The organism is Ruegeria sp. CE9, from assembly GCF_056537425.1.
In genome coordinates, this window is record NZ_JBQFRO010000011.1 from 159,425 (window position 1) to 184,975 (window position 25,551).

Here is a 25,551-nt window from a genome sequence, read left to right on the forward strand (position 1 = left end):
ATGCCCAGCGACAGGAGGGTCTGATGCCCGAATTGCAAGGTCAATGCATGTGCGGCGCAGTGACTGTGACCGCGACTCCGGCGAAAGACTCGCTGGGCGCGTGCCATTGTGACCAATGCCGCCGCTGGACCAGCTCTATGCTGGTGACGTTTCAGGCCGAGCCCGGCTATGCCGCCTTGGGCCCGGTCAAAACCTACACCTCGTCCGATTGGGCCGAGCGTGCCTTTTGCGCCGATTGTGGTTCAGCGCTTTGGTACCGGATCACCCTACCAGGCGAGATGCATGGGCATACACAAATGGCAGCAGGCCTGTTCGAAGATACAGGCCACCCGCTGCAACTGGAACTTTACATCGACAAAAAACCCGGCGGGTATGCGTTCGAAGGTGAGCGCCGGCAGATGACCAAGACGCAGGTCGAAGCCATGTTTGCCCAGCCGGAAGAAGGAGACAGCCAATGACCAAATATGATGCCGATTGGGTGCAGGCCGAAGAAACCAAACGCAAATGGATGGCTGAAAATGGTCTCTATTCCGAGCAGGAAGAGCATTCTTCCTGTGGGGTAGGGCTTGTTGTGTCTGTCGACGGCAAGCCTTCGCGCAAGGTGGTTGACGCAGGCATTGATGCGCTAAAAGCGATCTGGCACCGCGGGGCTGTTGATGCCGATGGCAAAACCGGTGATGGCGCGGGCATCCATGTTCAGATCCCGGTGCGTTTCTTCTACGACCAGATCCGCCGGACAGGGCATGAGCCCAATTTGGACGAACTGATCGCCGTTGGTCAGGTATTCCTGCCACGCACGGATTTTGGCGCGCAGGAACAGTGCCGGACTATCGTGGAAACCGAAGTTCTGCGCATGGGCTATTACATCTATGGCTGGCGGCATGTGCCCGTGGATGTGACTTGCCTGGGTGAAAAGGCCAACGCAACCCGACCCGAGATCGAGCAGATCCTGATTTCGAACTCCAAGGGTGTGGACGAAGAGACGTTTGAGCGTGAGCTGTATGTTATTCGCCGCCGCATCGAAAAGGCAGCTTTGGCCGCGGGCATTTCCGGGCTTTATCTGGCGTCTCTGTCTTGCAGGTCGATTATCTACAAAGGCATGATGCTGGCCGAACAGGTGGCGGTCTTCTACCCGGACCTGATGGACGAGCGCTTTGAATCCGCTTTTGCGATCTATCACCAGCGTTATTCGACCAACACCTTCCCGCAGTGGTGGCTGGCGCAGCCCTTCCGCATGTTGGCGCATAACGGCGAGATCAACACGCTTAAGGGCAATATCAACTGGATGAAAAGCCACGAGATCCGCATGACCTCGGACAGCTTTGGTGACTATGCCGAAGATATTAAGCCGATCATCGCAGGCGGATCGTCGGATTCCGCTGCATTAGACTCGGTTTTTGAGGTTCTGGTGCGTGCGGGCCGCTCGGCTCCGATGGCAAAGACCATGCTGGTTCCGGAAAGCTGGTCCAAGCAGGCGGTTGAGCTGCCGCAGGCATGGCGTGACATGTATTCCTACTGCAATTCGGTGATGGAACCTTGGGATGGCCCTGCCGCGCTGGCCATGACCGACGGCCGTTGGGTTTGCGCCGGGCTGGACCGGAACGGTCTGCGCCCGATGCGCTATGTCGTAACCGGGGACGGATTGGTGATTGCCGGATCCGAGGCCGGGATGGTTCCGATCGATGAGGCATCGGTCACTGAAAAGGGCGCTTTGGGCCCGGGACAGATGCTGGCCGTGGATATGAAGAAGGGCAAACTGTTCCGCGATACACAGATCAAGGACAAACTGGCGCGCGCCCTTCCATTTGGCGAGTGGGTTGGTAAGATCAATGATCTGGACGGAACGCTGGCCGGCGCGTCCGAAGCACCGATCTTCAAAGGTGAAGAGCTGCGAAAGCGGCAGATCGCAGCCGGGTACTCGGTTGAGGAACTGGAACAAATTCTGGCACCGATGGCCGAGGATGGCAAAGAGGCGCTGGCGTCTATGGGGGATGACACCCCGTCGGCTGTTTTGTCCAAGCAATACCGCCCGCTAAGCCATTTCTTCCGTCAGAACTTTAGCCAGGTCACGAACCCTCCGATCGACAGCCTGCGCGAATACCGCGTGATGTCGCTGAAGACGCGTTTCGGGAACCTCAAGAACGTGTTGGACGAAGACAGCAGCCAGACCGAGATCATCGTTCTGGAAAGCCCATTTGTCGGGAACGCGCAGTGGGACATCCTGGTAGAAAATCTGGGATCTCCGCTGGCTGAAATCGATTGTAGCTTTGAGCCCGGCCAGGGCGCGCTAAGCGCGGCTTTGGCCCGTGTTAGAGCCGAAGCGGAAGAGGCCGTGCGCTCTGGCGCAGGACATTTGGTGTTGTCGGATATGAATTCGGGCGAGGGTCGTGTGGCCATGCCGATGATCCTTGCGACCAGCGCCGTGCACTCGCACCTGACGCGCCAGGGGCTGCGCACCTTCTGTTCACTGAACGTGCGATCCGCAGAATGCGTCGATCCACATTACTTCGCGGTTTTGATCGGCTGTGGCGCGACCGTTGTTAATGCTTATCTGGCCGAGGATTCTCTTGCAGATCGCATTGATCGCGGCTTGCTGGATGGAACGCTTACAGAAAACGTTGCACGGTTCCGCGAAGCCATCGATCAGGGCCTGCTGAAGATCATGGCCAAGATGGGGATTTCGGTGATTTCCTCATATCGTGGTGGCCTGAATTTTGAGGCCGTAGGCCTCAGCCGCGCGATGGTGGCTGAGTACTTCCCCGGCATGACCAGCCGTATCTCGGGCATCGGCGTCACCGGTATTCAAACCAAGCTGGAAGAGATCCACGCCAAAGGCTGGGACAGCGGATTGGACGTGTTGCCCATCGGGGGTTTCTACAAATCGCGCAAATCGGGTGAGACTCACGCGTGGGAAGCGACCTCGATGCATATGATGCAAATGGCCTGTAACAGAGCCTCATATGAGCTGTGGAAGCAATACTCGGCCAAGATGCAGTCGAACCCGCCGATCCACCTGCGCGACCTGATGGATTTCAAACCAATGGGTAAGCCGGTGCCGATTGAAGAGGTCGAATCGATCACATCTATCCGCAAACGCTTTGTCACACCGGGCATGTCGCTGGGCGCGCTGTCGCCCGAGGCGCACAAGACGCTGAACGTGGCGATGAACCGGATCGGAGCAAAGTCCGACAGTGGCGAAGGTGGCGAAGATCCGGCGCATTTCGTGCCCGAGCCTAACGGTGACAATCCATCGGCCAAGATCAAACAGGTGGCCTCGGGCCGGTTTGGCGTGACCGCCGAGTACCTGAACCAGTGTGAAGAGCTTGAGATCAAGGTAGCCCAGGGTGCGAAACCCGGTGAAGGCGGTCAGCTACCCGGCATGAAGGTCACCGACCTGATCGCTCGTCTGCGGCATTCAACCAAGGGCGTGACCCTTATCTCACCGCCACCGCATCACGACATCTACTCGATCGAGGATTTGGCGCAGCTGATCTATGACCTGAAACAGATCAACCCGCGCTGTAAGGTGACGGTAAAGCTGGTGGCGTCTTCGGGCGTTGGCACGATTGCTGCAGGTGTGGCCAAGGCGAAAGCGGATATTATCCTGATTTCGGGTCACAATGGCGGAACGGGCGCGTCGCCCGCAACCAGTATCAAATACGCTGGACTGCCGTGGGAGATGGGCCTGACCGAGGCGCATCAGGTTCTGGCGATGAACAACCTGCGCGACCGCGTGACCCTGCGGACCGATGGTGGCTTGCGCACCGGGCGCGACATCGTCATGGCCGCGATGATGGGGGCCGAGGAATTCGGAATCGGCACCGCCGCCCTGATCGCGATGGGCTGTATCATGGTGCGTCAGTGCCAGTCGAACACCTGCCCGGTTGGTGTGTGCACGCAGGACGAGTCCTTACGTGCCAAATTCACCGGCAATGCGGATAAGGTGGTGAACCTTATCACCTTCTACGCGCAAGAAGTACGCGAGCTGCTGGCCAGCCTCGGTGCGCGTTCAGTGGATGAAATCATCGGTCGGGCCGATCTGTTGGCTCAGGTCAGCCGAGGCTCGGCACATCTGGATGATCTGGACCTCAACCCGCTGCTGATCACCGTCGATGGCGCGCATGACATCGTCTACAACCGCGACAAGGACCGCAACGCAGTGCAGGATACACTGGACGCTGAAATCGTGCGCGATGCAGCCCGATTCCTGAAAGACGGTGAAAAGATGCAGCTGTCTTATGCAGTGCAGAACACGCATCGGACCGTTGGCACACGTGTTTCCAGCCATATCGTGCAGAATTTCGGGATGCAAAACACGTTCCAGAATGACCATCTGCACGTGAAGCTGCAAGGCTCGGCTGGTCAGTCGCTGGGGGCCTTTGCGGCTCCGGGCCTTAAGCTTGAGGTATCGGGTGATGCCAATGATTATGTTGGCAAAGGTCTTTCGGGCGGCATGATTGTCGTTCGACCGCCGCAGGTCAGCCCGCTGAAGGCAGATGACAACACCATCATCGGCAATACCGTTCTGTATGGCGCAACCGACGGTCACCTGTTCGCGGCTGGCCGCGCGGGTGAGCGGTTCGCGGTGCGAAACTCGGGCGCCAAGGTGGTGATCGAAGGCTGCGGTTCGAACGGATGTGAATACATGACCGGCGGTGTGGCCGTGATCCTAGGTGACATTGGGGCAAACTTTGGTGCGGGTATGACAGGCGGTATGGCCTATCTGTACGATCCCGAAGGCAAAGCCGAACAGCTGATGAATATGGAGACATTGGTCACTTGCCCTGTGACAGTGGAGCATTGGGAAACGCAGCTGAAAGCGATGGTCGAGCGCCACGTGGAAGAAACCAACAGCCGCAAGGGAATTGATATCCTGCAGCACTGGGAAGTGGAAAAGGCCAACTTCCTTCAAGTTTGCCCGAGAGAGATGCTGAACAAACTCAGCCATCCTCTAACCTCTGAAATGGCGGCCGTTCCTGCAGAATAGGCCCCGATACAGCGAGAATCATGGACCCGGCGTGTCGTTTCCAGCACGCCGGGTTTTCTATTGTGCGCACTTATTGTTTCCAATTGTTGTGCAATGCGGGTTAAAACGCCTAGCTTTGGTCATAGTTTATTCGGGAAATGCAGGCATGATGCCGTCCCAATGATGTGAGTTAAGTGGAGTATCGGTGTGCCCACGACCTATACAGACCAGTTTTTTGTGCTCGACCCGGCGAACCCGGGTGCGAACGGAACGGTGGTTGGAACCACGCTGAACGTTGAGGTCTTTGATATCGTCGATCAGAACGACGATGACCTGATCAACCGGCTGAACGGTGATTCCGTCGACGGTTCAGACATTACTGCGTCCTACTTTGACGACGTCGTAACCATCGAGCTGCCGAGCGGTGTAGAGGTGACTTACGTCGGTGTGACATTCTACCTCGCAGATGGGCGTGAGGTTTTTACACCCACTGACGGGCAGGTTCTGCAGCAGGGCACTTTTGTATCCTCGTCGGTCACCGATTTCAGCGATGATGGCGCGTCCTTTGGGTCTGTGGACATAGCCAATGGGGATTTGGGTCCGCCCTGCTTTACACCCGGCACGTTGATCGAAACACCTGACGGGCCAAGGCTGGTTGAGGATCTGAAGCCGGGCGATTTGATCACGACGGCCGATAGCGGTGCAAAACCTTTGCTCTGGGTTGGCCGGACAACTGTGGCGGCCGAAGGAAAGCTGGCGCCGATCAGGTTTGAAGCCGGGGTTTTTGGTCTTACGCAGCCGCTTCTGGTGTCTCCGCAGCATCGGATGCTGATTGACGATTGGCGCGCGCCTTATCTTTTTGGTCACGAAGAAGTACTGATTGCCGCGCATTGCCTTGTAAACGGCGAAACCGTGACACGGGTCGAAGGGGGAGAGGTGGAATACATCCATCTGCTGTTCCGACGGCATGAGATTGTGATTGCCAACGGAGCCAAAAGCGAAAGCTATTATCCAGGGCATGCAGTAAGTCACGCCGAAGAGCGAACGCAGGCAGAGGTGCTTGAATTGTTCCCTGAGCTCAAAACCCGTGGGGCTGCATCGGTAAGGACCGCGCGCCCGGTTGTACGTCCGCGTGACGGGCAGATGTTGTCGAAATAATCCGTTTCAAATGCGACCCGGGCGGCGTATAGCAAGCCATGGCAAAAAAAGCAGCGCGCAAGTCTCGCGGTAAGAAAAACAAGGCGTCTAAATCAAAGAATGCATTACGCCCCATCGCTCAGATTCGGCGCTGGGCATTGCGTGCTGTGGTGGTGCTGGCGGCAGTTTTTTTGGCTTTGGTGCTGATATATTCGGTCGTGAATCCGCCGGTCACTCACACAATCTGGTCGGAATGGCGGCGACTGGGCAAGGTCGAGCGTGACTGGGTGGCGATCGAGGAGATATCTCCCATCATGGCGCGGTCCGTGGTCGCTGCCGAGGATGCCAATTTCTGCCTGCATTGGGGATTTGATGTTGAAGCGATCCGCGACGCGCTGGAAGATGGCGGCAGTCGCGGTGCCTCGACCATCACGCAACAAGTGGTGAAGAATGTGTTTTTGTGGCAGGGGCGCAGTTGGGTCCGCAAGGCGCTTGAAACGACGATGACTCCGGTCGTTGAAATAGTCTGGAGCAAACAACGCATTCTCGAAATCTATCTGAACGTCGCCGAAACAGGCTCGGGCGTCTTTGGGGTCGAGGCAGCGGCGCAGAAATATTACGGAGTAAGCGCGGCAAAACTGTCGCCGGTTCAGGCGGCACGATTGGCTGCAATCCTGCCCTCGCCGCGCAATCGATCAGTCACTGATCCATCGGTTCGGACGCGCCGCCGCGCCGCTTCGATCCTGGATGGGGCGGCTACCATCCGCGCAGATGGACGCGCCGACTGTTTCGAGGATTGAAACCACATCCCCTCAGGCGCTAAAGCTTGAAGAGTAGTCTACTGGTTCGATTGGAAGTTCATGGCGCGTCTGTTTCACGTTCCCCTCTCTCCCTACTGCCGCAAGGTTCGCCTGTCTCTGGCCGAAAAGAAGATCGAGGTTGAACTGGTCGAAGAACGATATTGGGAACAGGATCCTGATTTCCTACGTCGCAATCCGGCAGGCAAGGTTCCGGTGCTGCGGCTGGATGGTCAGATCATGGCTGAAAGCGCGGCGATCTGTGAATACATCGAAGAGACCCGCCCTGAGCCACCTTTGATGCCCAAGAAGCCCGAGGCGCGATATGAAGTTCGACGTCTGGTTGGCTGGTTTGATGACAAGTTTCATCACGAGGTGACGTCAAATCTCTTGTATGAGCGGGTGAACAAGAAGGTGACGGGTCAGGGCTATCCGGACAGCAAAAACGTCAAGGCTGGTGCAAAGGCGATTAAGTATCATCTGGATTACATGGCTTGGTTGCTGGACCATCGCCGCTGGCTGGCGGGGGATCAGATGACGCTGGCCGACTTTGCGGCTGCGGCGCACCTGTCCGCGTTGGACTATATTTCGGATGTGGATTGGAACCGCAGTTCGGCGGTGAAGGATTGGTACGCGAAGATAAAGTCCCGTCCCGCGTTCCGGTCGATTCTGGCGGATCAGGTTCCGGGTTTCCGACCGCCACCGCATTACGCTGATCTGGATTTCTGATAGGCTGAGGGGCAGGGGGCTGTCTGCCCCCTCTTGGCCTATTGGGCCAATTCACCCCCGAGGATATTTTGGCCAGATGAAGAGCGGATCAGAGTTGAAAGAGCGGTTGGTGGAGCAGGCCTTGAGCGAAGGGTTTGTGGCCTGCCGGGTGTGTCGTCCGTGGGATGTGCCTGAGGTGCCCGATCGGTTGGATGCGTTTCTGAAGGCTGGATTTCATGGGCAGATGGGTTGGATGGCTGATCGAAGCCATTGGCGCGGCGATCCATCGGTGCTGTGGCCTGAGGCGCGGTCGGTGATTATGTTGGCCGAGAGTTACACGCCCGAACATGATCCGACAGAGGTTTTGGCGCATCCCGAATTGGGGGCGATCTCGGTTTATGCGCAGAACAAGGACTATCATGATTTGGTCAAGAAACGCCTCAAGCGACTGGCGCGATGGTTGATTGCCGAGGGCGGTGGTGAGGTGAAGGTTTTTGTGGACACCGCCCCTGTACCCGAGAAGGCGCTGGGGCAGGCCGCCGGGTTGGGATGGCAAGGCAAACACACTAATCTGCTCAGTCAGGATTGGGGGAATTGGGCTTTTTTAGGGTCTGTTTTTACTACATTAGACCTGCCCGTGGACGGCGCAGAAGTTGACCATTGTGGATCGTGTAGGGCATGTTTGACTTCTTGCCCGACCGATGCTTTTCCGGCGCCTTATCAGTTGGATGCGCGGCGCTGTATCTCGTATCTGACCATCGAACATAAGGGACCTGTGGACGAAGAGTTGCGGGCGCTTATGGGCAATCGAATTTATGGCTGCGATGATTGTCTGGCCGCGTGTCCCTGGAACAAATTTGCGGTGGCGGCCAGCGATGTTCGCTATGCTGCGCGGGACGAGTTGAAAGCGCCGCCGCTTGCGGAGCTGGCACAGTTGGATGATGCGGCATTTAGGATAAAATTCTCGGGTTCGCCGATAAAACGGATCGGGCGGGATCGGTTTGTGCGAAACGTTCTGTACGCGATTGGGAATTCCGGCGATTCGGCGTTGCTGTCAATTGCGCAGGGATTGACCGGCGATCCTGACATGACCGTGGCAGATGCTGCGCGCTGGGCAACAGCCCGGTTGTCGTAAACAGGCTGGACGCGCCGCAAGAAAACGCTACACCCGATTCTGGCGAACAGATGGAGGACCCGATGGCGCTGGCTTTGGGGGTGGATACGGGCGGAACTTACACGGATGCGGTGCTGATCCGGGATGAGCGCGAGGTGATCGCCTCGGCCAAGTCCCTGACCACGCGGGCGGACCTTGCGATTGGTGTCAGCCGAGCGGTTTCGGCAGTGCTTGAAACGGCCGGCGTCGCCCCTGACCAGATCGGTATGGCGTCGTTGTCGACCACCTTGGCCACGAACGCGCTGGTTGAGGGACAGGGTGGGCGCGTCGCGCTTATCTATGTCGGGTTCCGGGATAGTGATCTTGAGAAGCATGGGCTGAAAGACGCATTGAAAGGTGATCCGGCCTTGGTTCTGGCAGGGGGGCACAACCACGCCGGAGGGCAGGTCGCAGAGCTGGACATTGAGGCGCTTGAAGCCTTTTTAGCCTTACATTCAGGTATTTCCGGTTACGCGGTTGCAGCGCAGTTTGCGACCAGAAATCCGGCGCATGAACTGGAAGTGGCGCGTGTGATTACCGAGCGTACAGGTGTTCCGGTGACGTGCTCTCATCACCTGTCGGCCAAGCTGAACGGGCCAAAACGGGCCGTGACGGCGGTGCTGAATGCGCGGTTGATCGGGATGATTGATCGGTTGATCGGGCGGGCACAAGATCAGTTGCAAGCTCAGGGTATTACCGCGCCCATGATGGTCGTGCGAGGCGATGGCGCGCTGATGAGCGCCGAGCAAGCGCGGGAGCGACCGATTGAGACAATCCTCAGTGGTCCTGCGGCTTCGATTGTCGGGGCGCGTTGGTTGACCGAGGCCGAGAACGCTTTGGTTTCCGACATTGGCGGCACAACAACCGATGTAGCGTTGATCCGTGACGGCAAGCCAGCAATCGATCCTGCGGGTGCGCAGGTGGGCGGATTTCGCACCATGGTTGAGGCCGTTGCAATGCGCACCCATGGCTTGGGTGGCGATAGTCAGGTTCATGTGGTGACCGAAGGCTTGGGCGGCGGTGTTTTCCTTGGGCCGCGCCGGGTGCTGCCGGTGTCGCTGATCGCTGCTGAGGCCCCAGAGATTGTTCATGCTGCGTTGGACGAGCAATTGCGTGCGACGACCGTGGGTGAACACGATACTCGGTTTGCGCGCCGAGTCCCTGGGATCCCCGCTGACGGGGTAGGCCCGCGTGAAGCTGTTTTGTTGGATCGGTTGGCGGATCGGGTCGTTTCGCTTAGCAAACTGCTACAGACCAGGATGGAGCATGGTGCGCTGACCCGCCTGGTTGATCGCGGGATCGTGCAGGTCTCGGGCGTGACGCCGTCGGATGCCAGCCATGTACTGGGGCGACTTGACGATTGGGATCGCGCGGCTGCGCTGAAAGCCTTGGAGCTGACGGCGCGCAAGCGGGTTGGGTCGGGTGATCGGCTGGCACAATCTCCTGAAGCTCTGGCTCAGGTCATTGTCGACCAATTGACCGAACAGACCGCATTGACCTTGTTAGAGACTGCTTTTGCCGAGGAAAGCGACGATTTTGGCCTGCCTGCCAAAGATCTTGCGCGGCATGTCTTGACGCAGCGCGGACTGGCAAAACACCTTGGATTGCTTGCGCTGGATGCGGCGCTGAATGTGGATGTGGTGGGACTCGGCGCATCGGCCCCCAGCTATTACCCGGCGGTTGGTGAGCGGCTGCATTGTAAAATGGTTCTGCCGGAACATGCCGGCGTCGCCAATGCAATCGGGGCGGTTGTCGGACGACTGACCTTGCGCCGCACGGGATCGGTGACCTCACCGGCTGAGGGCCGATATCGGGTGCATCTGGAAGAAGGCCCGCAAGATTTCTCGGATTCCACCTCTGCTTTGCAGGTTCTCGAGAACGCGCTGCGGGGTGAGGCCGAAGGGGCCGTTCGGGACGCTGGTGCAGAGGATATTCGCGTAACCGTCGACCGCGACATCCGCACCGCCAAGGTTGAATCGCAGGAAGTATTTGTTGAGGCGATGATCACGGTTGAGGCCAGCGGGCGGCCTCGGGTGGCGGTCGGGTAGCCCCGAAGGGCTACCCGATCATTCACTCTGCTGCGCTGGACCGTTTGGGCAGAACCCAGTCTGGGCGCGGGAAGTGGCAGGTATAGCCGTTGGGGATCCGCTCAAGGTAATCCTGATGCTCGGGCTCGGCTTCCCAGAAATCGCCGACAGGCTCCAGCTCGGTCACGACCCTCCCGGGCCAGATACCGCTGGCATTCACATCGGCGATCGTGTCTTCGGCCACCTGTTTCTGAGTATCGTCCACGTAATAGATGGCTGAACGATAGCTCATCCCACGGTCATTGCCCTGACGATTCAGGGTGGTGGGATCGTGGATCTGAAAGAAGAACTCCAGCAGTTCACGATAGGTGATCTGGTTGGAATCAAACCAGATTTCGATCCCTTCGGCATGGGTGCCATGGTTGCGATAGGTGGCGTTCGGCACATCGCCGCCAGTATAACCGACGCGCGTGCGCGACACGCCGGGCAGTTTGCGGATCAGGTCCTGCATGCCCCAAAAGCAACCTCCGGCCAGAACGGCGCGTTCATCGGTCATCAGATATCCTCCACATGGATCAGAAATTCGCCATAGCCTTCGGCCTCCATCTCATCGCGATGGATGAACCGCAGCGACGCCGAGTTGATGCAATATCGTAGCCCGCCATGTTCACTCGGACCATCCGGAAATACGTGCCCCAGATGGCTGTCCCCGTGTTTCGAGCGGACCTCGGTGCGGATCATACCATGAGTCGTATCGCGGAACTCTTCAACATGTTCATGGATGATCGGCTTGGTAAAGCTGGGCCAGCCACAACCGGATTCGTATTTGTGGGTCGAGGCAAACAATGGCTCGCCCGACACGATATCCACATAGATGCCAGGTTCTTTGTTGTTCAACAGCTTGCCCGTGCCCGGGCGTTCGGTGCCGCTGCGCTGGGTCACGTGGAACTCTTCTGGCGACAGGGCAGCAATGACCTCAGGGTCTTTGGTATAGCGGGGCATGGCTCCTCCGGTGTTAGGATTGTGGTGCACTATTTGGGCACATCCATTGGAAATTCAAAATCATATTTCAATCTGATCGCGAGTCTGTGCGATTGATCCAATAGGCACCTTAACGCGTATCCAGAACAACAGGAGGTGAGAAGATGTTGCGCATGGCTCTGTTGACTGCTCTGATCTTGTTGGGAAAGGCCGTTCAGGCTGCACCGTTGTCTGCTGATTTCCAGTCCATCGACGGTGGTGTTTTGTCGCTGGAAGACTGGCGCGGGCAGCCCGTTCTGGTGGTTAACACTGCGTCTCTGTGCGGGTTCACCGGGCAATATGCGGCCCTGCAGGATTTGCACGAGAGATATCAGGAGCGTGGGTTGGTTGTGCTGGCGGTGCCTTCGAACTCGTTCAATCAAGAGCTGGACTCGGCAGGCGAGGTCAAAGAGTTCTGTGAGCTCAACTACGATCTGACGCTTCCCATGACAGACTTAACCGAGGTCAAAGGACCAAACGCGCACCCGTTTTACCGGTCGGTTGCGGCTGAAACGGGATTTGTTCCCAGTTGGAACTTCAACAAGATTCTCATTGACCCAAACGGCTCCGTTGTTGCCACTTATGGATCCGCAACCAAACCGGATGCACCCAAGCTGATCAATCAGGTCGAGGCGTTGCTCCGCTGACCGGGCTCTCGCGACAGCTGCACTGCAAGAATGCCCAAAGTTGTAATTGCGACCCCCAACATATCCAGCGGACCAAGTTTTTCCCCCAATAGTAAAGCGGCAATGGCAACGCCGAACACAGGGTTGAGGAAGTGGAACGTTGCTGCACGTGTCGCGCCAATTCGATCCAGTAAAAGAAACCAGATGAAGGTCGCCAGTAGGCCCGGGAACAATGTGGTGTAGGTGAAAGCCAGCACAAACGGCAGCGTAAGGTGTATATGGATTGTCTCGAATATCGGGGCGGCGAGAAACAGCACAGCTGAACCGATCAGCATTTGAAGCCCGACAACCATCATAAAGTTGCCACCCGACGTTGCCCCCCGCACGGCAAGGGTTGCGAAGGTCAAAGCCAGGGCCCCAATCCCGCAGAGCAGAACGCCGAACAGATCGACCCCTGCGTTGATCCGACTGCCCATGATCAAGGCGACTCCGACAAAACCAGCGAACAGGCCCGTGATGCCCAGCGGACGCATCCGTTCACCCAGCGCCAGCCATCCAGCCAATGCAACCAGCAACGGCATGGTTGATGCGATGATCGCGGCGACCGAGGCTTCGACCGTTTGCATCGCATAGAAGTTCAGACCCAAATAAAGGGCATTTTGGCATATTCCGAACAGGATTGTGGCGCGCCACTGATTGCGTGACAGATGCCAGCTTTGTCCCAAGGCGCGCGCTATTACGACGCCGAGCAAACCCGATATGAGGAATCGCAAGGCCAGAGAAAACAGAGGCGAGGCATCCGCAACTATGATCCGCGCCGACGAAAACGCCGAAGACCATATCAGGGCAAATACAAGCCCCATGGCGATGGCGCGCAGATCCATTTCGGCCTCCTGAAAGAATTCGGGCGACTGTTTCCGATTTTGGCATCGACCGCAAGAGAAAGGGGCCGCCCGTTGGCGACCCCTTTGATCTTGTGCGGTCTCGTCGGCGAATTAGCCGTTGACGCTGTCTTTCAGAGCTTTCGCGATGGTCATTTTGACCACCTTGTCGGCCTCTTTCTTGAACTGCTCACCGGTGGCGGGGTTGCGCACCATGCGCTCGGGGCGCTCGCGGCAGTAGATTTTGCCAACGCCGGGCAGGGTGACGGCGCCACCAGCGGAAACTTCGCGGGTGATCAGGCCGGTGATGGCCTCCAGCGCGGAGTTTGCGGATTTCTTGTCACTTCCCATTTCCTCAGCGAGAGCAGCCACCAGCTGAGTCTTTGTCATAGGCTTTGCCATTTCTTGGTCTCCTTAACGTGCCCGATCTATAGGGCCTCACCGCGTAACTGTAACGGGATATTGTGGCCAAACACAACGAATAGTAGCACCAAAAACCCCAAAAATATGGGGAATTCGTTGCTTTTTTGCTTCAGAGAAAGGCCGTTTCGTCGAAGGAACGCAATTTCCGGCTGTGTAAACGCTCGAGCGGCATGCCGCGCAAATGCTCCATCGCCCGGATTCCGATTGCCAGATGACGACTGACCTGAGTGGTATAGAACGCCGAAGCCATGCCGGGAAGCTTTAATTCGCCATGCAAGGGCTTGTCCGAGACACACAGTAAGGTGCCGTAAGGTACCCGGAACCGATACCCATTGGCCGCTATCGTTGCGCTTTCCATATCCAGTGCAATCGCACGCGATTGGCTGAGCCTTTGCACCGGCCCGGAATGATCGCGCAATTCCCAGTTGCGATTGTCGACCGAAGCAACGGTGCCAGTGCGCATGATGCGCTTTAGCTCATAACCTTCCAGCTCGGTTACCTCGGCCACAGCCTGTTCTAGCGCGACCTGAACTTCGGCCAATGGGGGGATCGGGACCCAGACGGGCAGATCGTCATCCAGCACCTTGTCTTCTCGCAGATAGGCATGGGCCAGAACGAAATCTCCTAGCGCCTGTGTGTTGCGCAGCCCGGCACAGTGCCCGACCATCAACCAGGCATGCGGGCGCAGCACCGCAATGTGGTCGGTGGCTGTTTTGGCGTTTGACGGCCCGACACCGATGTTGACCAACGTGATCCCTGAGCCATCTGCGCGTTTCAGATGGTAGGTAGGCATTTGCGGCAGCTTCAACGGCTCTTCCATAGCAGCTTTGGCATCTGTGATCTCGACATTCCCGGTCGAGACAAAGCTGGTATACCCGCTTTCGGGATCGGCCAATTGCGCACGCGCGTAGTTTTCAAATTCCGAGACGTAGAACTGATAGTTGGTGAACAACACATGGTTCTGAAAGTGGCCGGGGTCTGTTGCGGTGTAATGCGACAGCCGCGCCAGCGAATAGTCCACGCGCTGCGCGGTGAACAGGGCAAGGGGCCCAGCCTCGTTTTCAGGCTCGTTCACGCCATTTACGATGTCATCGTTGGTTGTATTCAAGTCCGGCACATCAAACGCATCGCGTAACGTGAAACCGGCAGCGCCCTGATGCGGGACAATGAGATCTGGATTGTTGGCCACGGCAAAATGAACCGGGATCGGCGTTTCCGAGGCTCCGATAGTTACCGGCTGATCGTGATTCTTGATCAACAGCGCGATTTGCTGGGTTAGGTAAGACCGGAACAGATCGGGGCGCGTCACTGTTGTGGCGTGCATACCCGGTTCGGACACATGTCCAAAGCTTAGGCGGCTGTCGACCTGGGCGTAAGACGATGTTTTGATACGGATTTCCGGATAGAATGCGCGATATCTTTCGGTTGGAGTCCCGTTCTCCAGGGCCTGCGCAAAGTGGTGGCACAGGAAATCTGTTGCCTGTGTATACAGCTCTTCCAGGCGGGCGACTGCCGCTACCGGGTCGGTAAAGGTCTGAGGGGAAGGAACGTCAGGAGTTCTTATGATTGTCATGCAAGGGGTTCCAGAAGATCGATCTTTTCAAATGTGCGTACGTCAACCAGCCCAAGGTCCGAGATCCGCAATTCAGGGATCACAACCAGTGCCAGCAATGAGTGCTGCATATACGCGTTGTTAAGCTGACAGCCACAGGCTTGCATTGCCTCGACCATCGCTTCGGCTTTGGCAGCCACCTCGGCAGCCGGGCTATCGGACATCAGGCCTGCGATGGGCAGTTCCACCAGGGCTAATTCTTCACCATCTCGGAAGATCGTGATGCCTCCACCCACGTCAGCCAGCCTGTTCGCGGCCAGCGCCATCTGTTCGCGGTCGGTGCCCACAACGATCATGTGGTGGCTGTCATGCGCCACGGTTGAGGCCATTGCCATTTTGCCCTGATAGCCGAAGCCCGCAACAAAGGCATTCGTTACACCTCCGGTAGCGCGGTGTCGCTCGACCAATGCGATCTGACATACATCGCCTTCGCCCTCGACAAGCCCCTCGATGATGGGCAGCTCGGATTTCAACGCTTGTGTGGGGGCTTGGTTTTCAACCACGCCGATCACGTTGGCCATAACACGATTGGCTCCGGCAGGGGCTGCGATCTCAAAATCAGTCGATGTCAGCGCATGCCCCAAATGAACGGTATTTCGCGCCTTGTCGGGCCAGTTCAGATGCGGGCAGTCGATTGTCACCGCCCCACCCTCAGCCACGATCAGACCGCGCGCAATCACGGTTTCGATCGGCAGCTCTGCCAGGTCTGAACTCAGGATTATGTCAGCACGCCGACCGGGAGTGATCGAGCCGATCTCGCGCTCCAAGCCAAAATGGGTCGCCGTGTTGATCGTCGCCATTTGCAACGCGACCAGAGGGTCGCAGCCGCAGGCAATCGCATGCCGTACCACGCGGTTCATATGCCCGTCGTTGACCAGCGTTCCCGAGTGGCAGTCATCGGTGCACAAGATGAAGTTGCGCGGATCCAGCCCTTTTTCAGTCACCGCAGTAATCTGGCTTTCGATGTCATACCAAGCCGATCCCAGCCGCATCATCGACCGCATCCCCTGACGGACCCGAGCGATGGCGTCGGCCTCGCAGGTGCCTTCATGATCATCAGCGGGGCCACCCGCAACATATGCCGCAAAATCAGGCCCTAAAACGGGCGAAGCATAGTGTCCGCCCACTGTTTTCCCTGCCCTCTGCGTGGCCGCGATTTCGGCTAGCATCTTCGGGTCGCCATGTATGACACCGGGAAAATTCATCATCTCACCCAACCCGACAATGCCGGGCCAAGACATCGCTTCGGCCACATCTTCGGCGGTGATTTCATAGCCTGTGGTCTCAAGCCCCGGTGCCGAGGGTGCACAAGACGGCATCTGGGTGAAGATGTTCACGGGCTGCATTAGCGCCTCGTCATGCATGAGGCGCACGCCTTCAAGGCCAAGCACATTGGCAATCTCATGCGGGTCGGTGAACATGGACGTGGTTCCATGCGGGATGACAGCGCGGGCAAATTCGGCAGGGGTCAGCATGCCCGATTCGATGTGCATATGCGCGTCGCACAGGCCGGGGATCATATAGCGGCCATTGGCTTCGATGACCTGCGTCTCAGCTCCGATGCAATGTGATGCGTCCGGTCCCACAAAGGCCACGCGCCCCGCAGCGATTGCGACGTCATGATCAGGCAAGGTTTCGCGGCTATGCACATTTACCCAAATGCCGCCACGGATCACCATATCAGCAGCCTCACGGCCAGCTGCAACTGCAATGAGACGAGGGGCGGTATCGGGCCAACTTGGGAAGGGCGTGTATTCCATGGCCCAACTTTCACGAATGCGACAGAAGGTGCAACCCCCACCGGTGAGGTGTCACCGTATCATCACAAACTCCGCAGCGCGCCAGCGCTGCCACGCCCAACCAGAGGAGATGCCCAAAGGGCATTGACGATGGGCGGGAGGGCTTGTTTCAGACCTGCGCATCCACCTCAATCTCGGCGCGAAGCCAATCGGCGAACGCCACAGCTCCTGGTGTCTCTTCGGCCTGAGGGGACAGCAGCAAATAATAAGCCTCGGGCATCACGGCACGGTGGCTGAATGGCGCGATCAGTCGGCCCTCTTCGATCAGACGCTTTGCGATCACATCATGCGCCAGGCACAATCCTCCACCCGCCATTGCAACGGACAGGCTGACCAGATACGTCGTCGAATAGGTTACCTGAGGTTTCTCCCAAGTTAGAGCCTGATCTGTAATCCAATTTTCCCAGTTCGATAACAAATTTGAGCAATCGAACAAGGGTTGATCTTGCAGGTTTTCCAGCGTCACCGAAAACTCCGGGGCACAGACAGGATAGTAGTGATCGGTCCGCAGTAATTCGGTGCGCACCGTATCAGCGGGACGTAGCGAATAGCGGATTTCCACGGCTGCACCCTCGGCCATTTCACGAGGTTCCCAGAGCTCAGTGAAGATGTTCAGATGTATATCCGGATGCAGTTCCCGAAACCGGGTCAGGCGCGGCGCAAGCCAGTTAACGGCAAAGGTAATATTGCTTTGCACCTGAACCGCGTTTTGTTGCGCACCTGTGACGGCCTGTGTCCCCCGCACCAATGTCCGAAACGCCTCGCGCACCACCGGCAGATATGTGATCCCTGCCTCGGTTAGTTCCAGCGCGCGTGGTCGGCGCAGAAACAAGGGCTGACCCAGATACCCCTCCAACGACTTTATCTGCTGGCTGACCGCGCTTTGCGTCATGTTCAAATCTCGCGCCGCACCCGTGAAGGACAGGTGGCGGGCGGCGGCCTCGAAGGTTCTCAGCCAACCAAGCGGTGGTAGCGGTTTCTGCATATGCATAACCTCATCATTAGTTTTACTAATGAACTAAGCATGTTTTTTTCGTTGGTCAAACTTTTGCGGCGCAGGCACGATTTCCGCACGTCGCGAACATCTCGCTAAGGAGCCCGGCATGCGTGTCACCAACCTGCGCCCCAACATTGATCATTGGTCAGAACGTGTGGATATGGCGGCCACCTTCCGGTGGACAGAGCGCCTTAATATGCATGAAGGCGTAGCCAACCATTTCAGTTTGGCCGTGAATACTGAGGGCACAAAGTTTCTGATGAATGCCAATCAGATGCATTTTGCCCGCATCACTGCGTCCAATCTGCTGTTGCTGGATGCCAATGACCCGAAAGTTATGGATCAGCCCGGTGCACCGGACCCGACGGCTTGGGGGTTGCACGGATCGATCCACCGTCATTGTCCTCATGCACGCTGTGTGATGCACGTGCATTCGATCTTTGCGACAGTTCTCGCCTCGCTGGCAGACAGCACCCTGCCGCCAATCGATCAGAACACAGCGACCTTCTTCAACCGCTACGTGATCGATGAAGAGTTCGGAGGTCTGGCGTTTGAAAGCGAAGGCGAACGCTGCGCTGCGATGCTTTCTGACCCGAAAAAGAAGGTCATGATCATGGGCAATCACGGGGTTCTGGTGATCGGTGAAAACCCAGCAGTCGCCTTTAATAGGCTCTATTACTTCGAGCGCGCTGCCGAGACTTACATTCGTGCACTCCAAACCGGGCTACCTCTCCGCGTTCTGTCCGATGAGATTGCCGAGAAAACCGCGCAAGAGCTGGATGATTATCCCGGTCAGGCAGAAGCACATCTGCGAGAGATCAAAGCTGTTCTGGACACCGAAGGTTCGGATTACGCTACCTGATTATACCTGCTGAGGAGTATCAGCCATGACCGATGTCAACGACGCAGAGGCCGCCCGCTGGAATTATCGCCCCGAAGGCCCGGTTGGTTTGAACCCGCTATTTAACTGGCCACCACGGCCTGCCGCGATCCTTAGTTGGTACAGAGGGGCTTGGTTGCCGCTAACGTCTCTGACGCTTTGCATGGTGCTGGCGTTGATCGCGTATTTTGCATTCTTGCCTCCATTAGAGGCAATGCAAAGCTTCGCACCCGGATGGATGTTCCGCATTTGGATGCTGAACATGGTGCCTCAGATTCTGGTGGCAGGTGGGCTGCATTGGTGGCTTTACATGCGCAAAGGTCAGGGCATGTACAAAAAATTCGATCGGCGTGATCTGACCCGCAGCAATGGAACTTTTACTTTTCGCAATCAGGTTCTGGATAATATCTGGTGGACGTTGGGCAGCGCGATGACCGTGGCGACGGTCTATCAATGGCTTATCTACTGGGCGATGGCGAATGGATTTGTGCCGGTCATAACCTGGGCGGCTGCGCCCGTATGGTTTGTGATCTGGATGCTGCTGATCCCGATGTGGTCAGGGCTCCACTTCTATTGGGTGCACCGATTGGAACATCATCCTAAGCTTTATAAACACGTCCATGCAGTGCACCACCGCAACGTTAACATTGGGCCATGGTCGGGGATATCGAACCACTGGTATGAAAACCTGCTTTACTTCACGACCTACTTCATCCACCTGATCGTGCCTTCGCATCCTCTGCATGTGCTGTTTCACGTCTATTTTCAGCAGATCAGTCCGGTGCTGTCCCATTCGGGTTTCGAAAAGCTGAAAGCAGGCGAGACAGATGCCGCGCGGGCCGGGGATTTCTTTCACCAGCTGCATCACCGGTATTTTGAGTGCAACTATGGCACCTCGGAGATTCCCTTCGACAAATGGTTTGGCACCTATCACGATGGTACGGCCGAAGCGACAAAGCGGACGCGTGAGTTCAAAAAGCAAATGTACACATAAGCAAGAAGATCTGTGTTAGGGTCTGTTTCAGTTCTTCTCAAACAATGCAATCAGCGCGATGTCATCTTTGTTTGGTCCAGCGGCCAAATCACCATAAATGCGCACCTCTGGCAGCGATAGATTGCTGATCTGCGTCCCTTGCAGGCTCTCTAGCGCATCAGCGAATCCCATTGCTTCAAAGTGTTTGGCATTGATCGACAGGGCGAATTGCGCGCCAGGTCGCGCGACGCGCAGCAGCGCTGGCAAAACGTCTGGTCCCAGATGGCCATGGGTGAATGTGCCGGATGAAACCACGCCTGCATAACTGTCGCGCGGGACAGGCAGACCGTGATTCAAATCGGCCTCAATCGCGTCGCGATAGATATCCTTGCGCATTGCCTGATCCAGCATCTCGGCGCTGATATCGGTGGCATCGATCGGACCGACACCCAGTCCGGCCAGAATCGCACCGCATAACCCTGTTCCTGCGCCAACATCCAAAACCGGACCTTGCCCGCCCGCTGCAACAAAGGCCCGCGCGGTATGGATGTGGAGTTGATAATCCTCGAGCGCCGCAAAGCTATCGTCATAATCCCCGGCCCATTCCGCGTAGAGGCGCTTGTTCTCTTCGGGGGATTTCAGGGCGTAAGCCGCGTGCAGATCAGGTGATTTCTTACTCATGGATTAATGAATGCGCATCGGAGGATTCGAATCAAGTGCGTCCATCCGGCGCTTGCATCCCAGGATTGGGCGGATCATCAAAGGAGTATGACTCAGATACTCTTTTCCTTCGGCCACGGCTATTCTGCGCGCGCTGTCTCGCGGCGACTTGATCCCAAGGCATGGCGCATCATCGGAACCACGCGCGATCCTCAGCAGCTTGAGGCCATCCGCGCCTCCGGTGTGGAGCCTTGTGTTTGGCCGGGGGAGCGGCCTGATCTGGACGGCGTGACACATCTGTTGATTTCGACCGCGCCGAACGCTGAGGGCGATCCGGTGCTGGCAGAGCTAAGAGACGATATTGCTGCACGTGCCGAGCAGTTCGAATGGGTCGGATATCTGTCGACCACAGCCGTCTACGGAGATCATCAGGGCAATTGGGTGGACGAGACAACGCCTGCCACACCAACAGCGGAACGCGGCCGGTGGCGTGTGCGTGCCGAACAGCAATGGGGCGACATTCCGGGACTGCCCCTGCATATCTTCCGTCTTGCGGGGATCTATGGCCCGGGTCGCGGGCCGTTTTCGAAACTCAAACGCGGAGGGCTGCGGCGGATCATCAAGCCGGGTCAGGTTTTCTCGCGCATTCATGTGGATGACATCGCCCAGGTTCTGACGGCGTCGATGGCCAAGCCCAATCCAGGTGCAATCTATAATGTCTGCGATGATGAGCCGGTGCCGCCGCAGGATGTGATTGGCTATGCGGCCGAGTTACAAGGATTGCCCCTGCCACCCGCCGTTCCCTTTGATGAGGCTGATCTGACCCCGATGGCACGCAGCTTCTATAACGAAAACAAGCGCGTTCGGAATGATCGGATCAAGGATGAGCTGGGAATCACATTGCTCTATCCGAATTACCGTGTCGGGCTTGAGGCACTGATGTCAGATCAAAACAGCACCTTGTGACGGCCTTGCCTTGTCAAGAAACCGACGCGGGATGTAAAGGAGTTCAATGAAGGAACGCTCTGCCTCTCTTAAGATTACCGTTTCGACCCTGACCCGCCAGCGGCCCGATATGCTGGCTGCGTTGATCCAAAGTTGGGGCGAGATGGCGTTGCCGCCCGATTGTTTCGTCAGATGCCTTGTAGTGGAAAACGACAGCAAACCGCTTAGCGAAGAAACCATTCGGGCTATCGGAGACGTGCTGCCTAACGGCGCAGGTCTTGACTATGTTCTTGAGACCGAGCCCGGCATCCCATTCGGACGCAATCGCGCCGCGCGTGAAGCGATACAGGATGGCTCGGACCTGCTGTGTTTCGTTGATGATGACGAGGTGGTCGCGCCCGATTGGCTGGAACGGTTGGTCGCCGGGTATCGCAACAGTTCCGCAGTGTTGCTGGGCGCCCCGCTGCGTGCGGCAGGGCCAACGGGGCAGGAAACGGCGATGCAGCTGCTGATGTTGCGCAATATCAGCAACCGATACCTCGACAAAGAGAATGCGGCCGCGAAGAAAGCCAATCTGAACGATACCGGCGGCGTGACCATCGTGACCAATAACTGGCTGGGCGAGACTCGACTGTTCAGCGAAGCCGGTCTTTGGTTTGATGAAACCATGCGGATGACCGGTGGAACCGACTCAAAGTTCTATGCCGAGGCTGTGGCCGCCGGATTGCCGGTTGGTTGGGTTTCCGACGCCTTTGTATATGAGACCATTCCGCCCGAGCGCTTATCTTTCTGGTACCAAGCCGCCCGTGGGCGGGATCAGTCTAACACCCATATGCGCCGCAAGCTGGATCAGAAACCCGCCAAGGCCGTTTTGGGATTTCTCAGCGCGCCTCTTCGTTTGGTCGCATTGTCGGGGTCAATCTTGTTGTTTCCGTTTCAACCGGACCGGCGGTTGATCCAGATCGCCCGAACGGCTGGATGGTTGGTCGGGGTTTTGGGTATCCCCTTTGGCTATAAATCCGCGCTGTATAAGAAAGTCAGTGGTCACTGATTTTGCGCTGGCAGATTAACGAGTTGTAGAAAGCGCAGTTATGATGCTGCGGCTGCAGGTTTTTTTGCGGGTTGCCTTAGTGCGCCGATTCAATAGCTTTGAGTTATCGATATCATCTAAAAACAAAACTTATATGAATGGCTCGGATTTGCTAAATCTAGCCCAAACAGAAAGACCGAGTCGTTAATGCCATTTCTTACACTCAATGCAGGGCCCTTCTGCGCGACCGCGCGAAATGCTCATATCCGTGTTCGAAATAAAGGCACTTGCAACCCCTGTTTCATGTTTCAAAGTTAACCGCGCGACGCACACATCTAGCCAGGACTGGAGATCGATATGGACGGAAGTGATACCCCCAACATGGGCAAATGCCCGGTAATGCATGGCGCCGAGGCCCGGACCAATCGGGATTGGTGGCCGAACCAGTTGAACCTGTCGATTCTGCACCAGCATAGCCCTGCGTCGAACCCGATGGGTGAGTCGTTCAATTATGCTGAAGAGTTCAAGAAGCTCGATCTGAAGGCATTGAAAGAAGACTTGTATGCGTTGATGACGGATTCGCAGGATTGGTGGCCTGCGGATTACGGTCACTATGGCGGCTTGTTCATCCGTATGGCGTGGCACGCGGCGGGCACCTATCGGACAGCCGATGGTCGCGGCGGTGCTTCGACTGGCAATCAGCGTTTTGCGCCGCTGAACAGCTGGCCGGATAACGGCAACCTCGACAAGGCGCGTCGTCTGCTGTGGCCGATCAAGCAGAAATACGGCAACCAGATTTCCTGGGCCGACCTGTATATTCTGGCGGGCAACTGCGCGATCGAATCCATGGGTGGCACGACCTTTGGTTTCTCTGGCGGTCGCGAAGACATCTGGGCACCCGAGGAAGACATCTATTGGGGGGCCGAGACCGAATGGCTTGCTCCAACTGAGAACCCGCATAGCCGCTATTCAGGCGAACGTGATCTGGAAAACCCGCTGGCCGCTGTTCAGATGGGTCTGATCTATGTGAACCCTGAAGGCCCGGATGGTCAGCCCGACATTCTGGCGTCAGGCCGGGATATCCGCGACACCTTTGGCCGGATGGCGATGAATGACGAAGAAACTGTGGCTCTGGTCGCAGGTGGCCACACCTTTGGCAAAGCGCATGGTGCCGGTGATCCCGACCTGGTTGGCCCCGAACCTGAAGCAGCTCCAATCGAGGATATGGGCTTTGGCTGGATCAACAAGTTCGGCTCGGGCAAGGGTGGCGACACCACGACCTCGGGGATCGAAGGCGCATGGACCGCGAACCCCATCAAATGGGATAACGGCTATTTCGATCTGCTGTTTGGCTATGACTGGAACCTGTCCAAAAGCCCTGCAGGTGCGTGGATTTGGGAGCCGGTGGGCGTTAAAGAAGAAGACATGGCCCCAGCCGCGCACGACGCGACGAAAAAGGTCAAGACCATGATGACCACCGCTGACATGGCGATGCGCATGGACCCGATCTATGGCCCGATCTCGAAACGCTTCCACGAAAACCCGGAAGAGTTCGCCGATGCCTTCGCTCGCGCCTGGTTCAAACTTACCCACCGCGACATGGGTCCGCGTGCGCGTTATCTGGGAGCCGAGGCACCCAGCGAAGAGCTCATATGGCAAGACAATGTCCCTGCCGTCGATCACGCGCTTATTGACGATGCGGATGCGGCCGATCTGAAGGCCAAGATCCTTGCAACCGGGTTGTCGGTCTCAGAGCTTGTTTCCACCGCCTGGGCTTCTGCTTCGACCTTCCGTGGATCGGACATGCGTGGCGGTGCCAACGGTGCGCGTATTCGCCTGGCCCCGCAGAAGGATTGGGAGGTCAACGAGCCGCTGAAACTGTCCAAGGCGCTGGATGCGCTGGAAGCCGTGCAGACCGCGTTCAATAACGCGCAATCGGGTGGCAAGAAGATCTCTTTGGCCGATGTCATTGTTCTGGGTGGCGCTGCGGCTATCGAACAGGCGGCCAAAGCCGCGGGCCACGACGTTGACGTGCCCTTCACTCCCGGTCGCACTGATGCTTCGCAAGAACAGACGGATGTCGACTCGTTCTCTGTGATGGAACCCATCGCTGACGGTTTCCGTAATTACCTGCACAAGGAGTACTCGGTTCCGGTCGAGGCCCTGATGGTGGACAAGGCACAATTGCTGACGCTATCCGCGCCTGAGATGACAGCGCTTGTCGGCGGGATGCGTGTGCTGGGTACAAACTTTGGCGGCACGTCACATGGTGTCCTTACGGATCGGGTTGGTACGCTCAGCACCGATTTCTTCGTAAACCTGTTGGATATGGGTACCGAATGGAAACCGTCCGGTGACGGCGTCTATGAGGGTCGCGACCGTGCCAGCGGTGACGTTAAGTGGACAGGTACCCGCGCGGATCTGGTCTTTGGGTCAAACTCCCAGCTGCGGGCACTGGCCGAAGTCTATGGTCAGGACGATGCAGGTGGTAAATTTGTCTGCGATTTCGTTTCCGCATGGAACAAGGTGATGAACGCGGATCGTTTCGATCTGAAGTAATCCCGCTATCATCGCTAGAGAGTTTTGCCGCCCGAGGGGACTCGGGCGGCGTTTTCATTCGCCCGACACCGGGGTGCCTACCAAGCATTGGGTACGATTCCGCCGAAAGGTTATCTATTCCTTATCTTCAAGCCTTTCGTTGGCGGGATCGTGCGGTGGATTATTAAGTTAACCTGTTGTTATTATTAAGGAAGGGAAGAAACTGACCAGAAATGTGAAGTTTTTTCAAATTGGGGGTTGCAGGTCCCAGACCTAATCCGTAAATACCCCTTCACCGGCGCTGCTGAGGCGGTGTTGGGGCGCTGCTGAGGCGGTGGAGACGGACCGGAGAGACGGTTGGACGCATCGGAGAGACGGT

At 57.2% G+C, this 25,551-nt stretch carries 21 protein-coding genes; 13 read left to right on the plus strand and 8 right to left on the minus strand.

The features are described 5' to 3' along the window. Positions 1-23 precede the first annotated feature (23 nt). The 7 genes from ACR0B3_RS18900 to ACR0B3_RS18930 all read left to right on the plus strand — a co-directional run bounded on the left by ACR0B3_RS18900 (position 24) and on the right by ACR0B3_RS18930 (position 10,809). Positions 24-458 carry a GFA family protein gene (locus tag ACR0B3_RS18900; RefSeq protein WP_480810399.1) on the plus strand — a complete coding sequence of 145 codons (435 nt, stop codon included), beginning with the start codon at positions 24-26 and terminating at the stop codon, positions 456-458. Then, positions 455-4,987, plus strand: coding sequence for a glutamate synthase large subunit (gene gltB / locus ACR0B3_RS18905; RefSeq protein WP_480810400.1), 4,533 nt, complete (start codon positions 455-457; stop codon positions 4,985-4,987). Before ACR0B3_RS18900 ends, gltB begins: the two co-directional genes overlap by 4 nt. A 186-nt stretch (positions 4,988-5,173) precedes the next feature. After that, positions 5,174-6,124 carry a Hint domain-containing protein gene (locus ACR0B3_RS18910; protein ID WP_480810401.1) on the plus strand — a complete coding sequence of 317 codons (951 nt, stop codon included), beginning with the start codon at positions 5,174-5,176 and terminating at the stop codon, positions 6,122-6,124. Between the two features lie 38 nt (positions 6,125-6,162). Then, positions 6,163-6,903, plus strand: a complete 741-nt coding sequence (mtgA, locus tag ACR0B3_RS18915; protein ID WP_480810402.1) for a monofunctional biosynthetic peptidoglycan transglycosylase — start codon at positions 6,163-6,165, stop codon at positions 6,901-6,903. A 60-nt stretch (positions 6,904-6,963) separates the two neighbouring features. Beyond that, entirely contained in the window at positions 6,964-7,629 is a 666-nt protein-coding gene (gene fzlA / locus ACR0B3_RS18920; RefSeq protein WP_170684896.1) for an FtsZ-binding protein FzlA, read from the plus strand. Positions 7,630-7,705: 76 nt separating this feature from the next. Beyond that, on the plus strand, positions 7,706-8,743 hold the full coding sequence (gene queG / locus ACR0B3_RS18925; protein ID WP_480810403.1) for a tRNA epoxyqueuosine(34) reductase QueG: 1,038 nt from the start codon (positions 7,706-7,708) through the stop codon (positions 8,741-8,743). 62 nt (positions 8,744-8,805) lie between these two features. Further along, the gene (locus ACR0B3_RS18930; RefSeq protein ID WP_480810404.1) at positions 8,806-10,809 is read left to right on the plus strand and encodes a hydantoinase/oxoprolinase family protein; all 2,004 of its coding nucleotides are present in this window, start codon (positions 8,806-8,808) and stop codon (positions 10,807-10,809) included. 22 nt (positions 10,810-10,831) lie between these two features. On the opposite strand, the gene msrA is transcribed toward ACR0B3_RS18930, so the two are convergent. Further along, positions 10,832-11,344, minus strand: a complete 513-nt coding sequence (gene msrA / locus ACR0B3_RS18935) for a peptide-methionine (S)-S-oxide reductase MsrA (RefSeq protein ID WP_480810405.1) — start codon at positions 11,342-11,344, stop codon at positions 10,832-10,834. Then, positions 11,344-11,790, minus strand: a complete 447-nt coding sequence (gene msrB, locus ACR0B3_RS18940; protein ID WP_480810406.1) for a peptide-methionine (R)-S-oxide reductase MsrB — start codon at positions 11,788-11,790, stop codon at positions 11,344-11,346. The genes msrA and msrB overlap by 1 nt, the downstream gene beginning before the upstream one ends. A 143-nt stretch (positions 11,791-11,933) precedes the next feature. Between msrB and ACR0B3_RS18945 the strand changes: the two genes are divergently transcribed. Continuing rightward, on the plus strand, positions 11,934-12,455 hold the full coding sequence (locus ACR0B3_RS18945; RefSeq protein WP_480810407.1) for a glutathione peroxidase: 522 nt from the start codon (positions 11,934-11,936) through the stop codon (positions 12,453-12,455). Here the strand turns inward: ACR0B3_RS18945 and ACR0B3_RS18950 are convergent. The 5 genes from ACR0B3_RS18950 to ACR0B3_RS18970 form a co-directional block, all read right to left on the minus strand. Beyond that, entirely contained in the window at positions 12,431-13,318 is an 888-nt protein-coding gene (locus tag ACR0B3_RS18950) for a DMT family transporter (RefSeq protein ID WP_480810408.1), read from the minus strand. The genes ACR0B3_RS18945 and ACR0B3_RS18950 overlap by 25 nt on opposite strands. A gap of 111 nt (positions 13,319-13,429) precedes the next feature. Then, positions 13,430-13,717, minus strand: coding sequence for an HU family DNA-binding protein (locus tag ACR0B3_RS18955; protein WP_170684908.1), 288 nt, complete (start codon positions 13,715-13,717; stop codon positions 13,430-13,432). A 130-nt stretch (positions 13,718-13,847) separates the two neighbouring features. Next, positions 13,848-15,311 (minus strand): AMP nucleosidase, encoded by a 1,464-nt coding sequence (locus ACR0B3_RS18960; protein ID WP_480810409.1) that lies wholly within the window; start codon positions 15,309-15,311, stop codon positions 13,848-13,850. Next, positions 15,308-17,110, minus strand: coding sequence for an adenine deaminase (gene ade / locus ACR0B3_RS18965; protein WP_480810410.1), 1,803 nt, complete (start codon positions 17,108-17,110; stop codon positions 15,308-15,310). The genes ACR0B3_RS18960 and ade overlap by 4 nt, the downstream gene beginning before the upstream one ends. 148 nt (positions 17,111-17,258) lie before the next feature. After that, the gene (locus ACR0B3_RS18970) at positions 17,259-18,134 is read right to left on the minus strand and encodes a LysR family transcriptional regulator (protein WP_480810411.1); all 876 of its coding nucleotides are present in this window, start codon (positions 18,132-18,134) and stop codon (positions 17,259-17,261) included. Positions 18,135-18,252: 118 nt separating this feature from the next. On the opposite strand from ACR0B3_RS18970, the gene ACR0B3_RS18975 reads away from it, so the two are divergent. Both ACR0B3_RS18975 and ACR0B3_RS18980 read left to right on the plus strand, forming a co-directional pair. Then, entirely contained in the window at positions 18,253-19,008 is a 756-nt protein-coding gene (locus ACR0B3_RS18975) for a class II aldolase and adducin N-terminal domain-containing protein (protein ID WP_480810412.1), read from the plus strand. A 25-nt stretch (positions 19,009-19,033) separates the two neighbouring features. Continuing rightward, a complete protein-coding gene (locus tag ACR0B3_RS18980; RefSeq protein WP_480810413.1) occupies positions 19,034-20,020 on the plus strand; it encodes a sterol desaturase family protein in 987 nt (328 codons plus the stop codon). A gap of 27 nt (positions 20,021-20,047) precedes the next feature. Here ACR0B3_RS18980 and ACR0B3_RS18985 read toward each other — a convergent pair whose 3' ends face one another. Continuing rightward, positions 20,048-20,680 carry a class I SAM-dependent DNA methyltransferase gene (locus tag ACR0B3_RS18985; RefSeq protein ID WP_480810414.1) on the minus strand — a complete coding sequence of 211 codons (633 nt, stop codon included), beginning with the start codon at positions 20,678-20,680 and terminating at the stop codon, positions 20,048-20,050. An 87-nt stretch (positions 20,681-20,767) separates the two neighbouring features. Between ACR0B3_RS18985 and ACR0B3_RS18990 the strand changes: the two genes are divergently transcribed. The 3 genes from ACR0B3_RS18990 to katG all read left to right on the plus strand — a co-directional run bounded on the left by ACR0B3_RS18990 (position 20,768) and on the right by katG (position 25,193). Continuing rightward, positions 20,768-21,625 (plus strand): SDR family oxidoreductase, encoded by an 858-nt coding sequence (locus ACR0B3_RS18990; RefSeq protein ID WP_480810415.1) that lies wholly within the window; start codon positions 20,768-20,770, stop codon positions 21,623-21,625. Positions 21,626-21,671: 46 nt separating this feature from the next. Then, positions 21,672-22,655: a glycosyltransferase gene (locus ACR0B3_RS18995; RefSeq protein WP_480810416.1), complete on the plus strand. Its 984-nt coding sequence runs from the start codon at positions 21,672-21,674 to the stop codon at positions 22,653-22,655. 336 nt (positions 22,656-22,991) lie between these two features. Then, complete coding sequence (gene katG / locus ACR0B3_RS19000; protein WP_480810417.1) at positions 22,992-25,193, plus strand: catalase/peroxidase HPI; 2,202 nt, start codon at positions 22,992-22,994, stop codon at positions 25,191-25,193. Positions 25,194-25,551 lie beyond the last annotated feature (358 nt).

What these genes read in the sequence shown, in the direction of transcription:
- ACR0B3_RS18975 (WP_480810412.1), top strand. Translation starts at nt 18,253, where the DNA reads ATGCGTGTCACCAACCTGCGCCCCAACATTGATCATTGGTCAGAACGT.
- ACR0B3_RS18960 (WP_480810409.1), bottom strand. Translation starts at nt 15,311, where the DNA reads ATGACAATCATAAGAACTCCTGACGTTCCTTCCCCTCAGACCTTTACC.
- ACR0B3_RS18900 (WP_480810399.1), top strand. Translation starts at nt 24, where the DNA reads ATGCCCGAATTGCAAGGTCAATGCATGTGCGGCGCAGTGACTGTGACC.
- fzlA (WP_170684896.1), top strand. Translation starts at nt 6,964, where the DNA reads ATGGCGCGTCTGTTTCACGTTCCCCTCTCTCCCTACTGCCGCAAGGTT.
- ACR0B3_RS18930 (WP_480810404.1), top strand. Translation starts at nt 8,806, where the DNA reads ATGGCGCTGGCTTTGGGGGTGGATACGGGCGGAACTTACACGGATGCG.
- msrB (WP_480810406.1), bottom strand. Translation starts at nt 11,790, where the DNA reads ATGCCCCGCTATACCAAAGACCCTGAGGTCATTGCTGCCCTGTCGCCA.
- ACR0B3_RS18945 (WP_480810407.1), top strand. Translation starts at nt 11,934, where the DNA reads ATGTTGCGCATGGCTCTGTTGACTGCTCTGATCTTGTTGGGAAAGGCC.
- ACR0B3_RS18950 (WP_480810408.1), bottom strand. Translation starts at nt 13,318, where the DNA reads ATGGATCTGCGCGCCATCGCCATGGGGCTTGTATTTGCCCTGATATGG.
- mtgA (WP_480810402.1), top strand. Translation starts at nt 6,163, where the DNA reads ATGGCAAAAAAAGCAGCGCGCAAGTCTCGCGGTAAGAAAAACAAGGCG.
- ACR0B3_RS18995 (WP_480810416.1), top strand. Translation starts at nt 21,672, where the DNA reads ATGAAGGAACGCTCTGCCTCTCTTAAGATTACCGTTTCGACCCTGACC.
- ACR0B3_RS18980 (WP_480810413.1), top strand. Translation starts at nt 19,034, where the DNA reads ATGACCGATGTCAACGACGCAGAGGCCGCCCGCTGGAATTATCGCCCC.
- gltB (WP_480810400.1), top strand. Translation starts at nt 455, where the DNA reads ATGACCAAATATGATGCCGATTGGGTGCAGGCCGAAGAAACCAAACGC.
- ACR0B3_RS18990 (WP_480810415.1), top strand. Translation starts at nt 20,768, where the DNA reads ATGACTCAGATACTCTTTTCCTTCGGCCACGGCTATTCTGCGCGCGCT.
- ACR0B3_RS18955 (WP_170684908.1), bottom strand. Translation starts at nt 13,717, where the DNA reads ATGGCAAAGCCTATGACAAAGACTCAGCTGGTGGCTGCTCTCGCTGAG.
- msrA (WP_480810405.1), bottom strand. Translation starts at nt 11,344, where the DNA reads ATGACCGATGAACGCGCCGTTCTGGCCGGAGGTTGCTTTTGGGGCATG.
- ACR0B3_RS18970 (WP_480810411.1), bottom strand. Translation starts at nt 18,134, where the DNA reads ATGCAGAAACCGCTACCACCGCTTGGTTGGCTGAGAACCTTCGAGGCC.
- queG (WP_480810403.1), top strand. Translation starts at nt 7,706, where the DNA reads ATGAAGAGCGGATCAGAGTTGAAAGAGCGGTTGGTGGAGCAGGCCTTG.
- katG (WP_480810417.1), top strand. Translation starts at nt 22,992, where the DNA reads ATGGACGGAAGTGATACCCCCAACATGGGCAAATGCCCGGTAATGCAT.
- ACR0B3_RS18985 (WP_480810414.1), bottom strand. Translation starts at nt 20,680, where the DNA reads ATGAGTAAGAAATCACCTGATCTGCACGCGGCTTACGCCCTGAAATCC.
- ade (WP_480810410.1), bottom strand. Translation starts at nt 17,110, where the DNA reads ATGGAATACACGCCCTTCCCAAGTTGGCCCGATACCGCCCCTCGTCTC.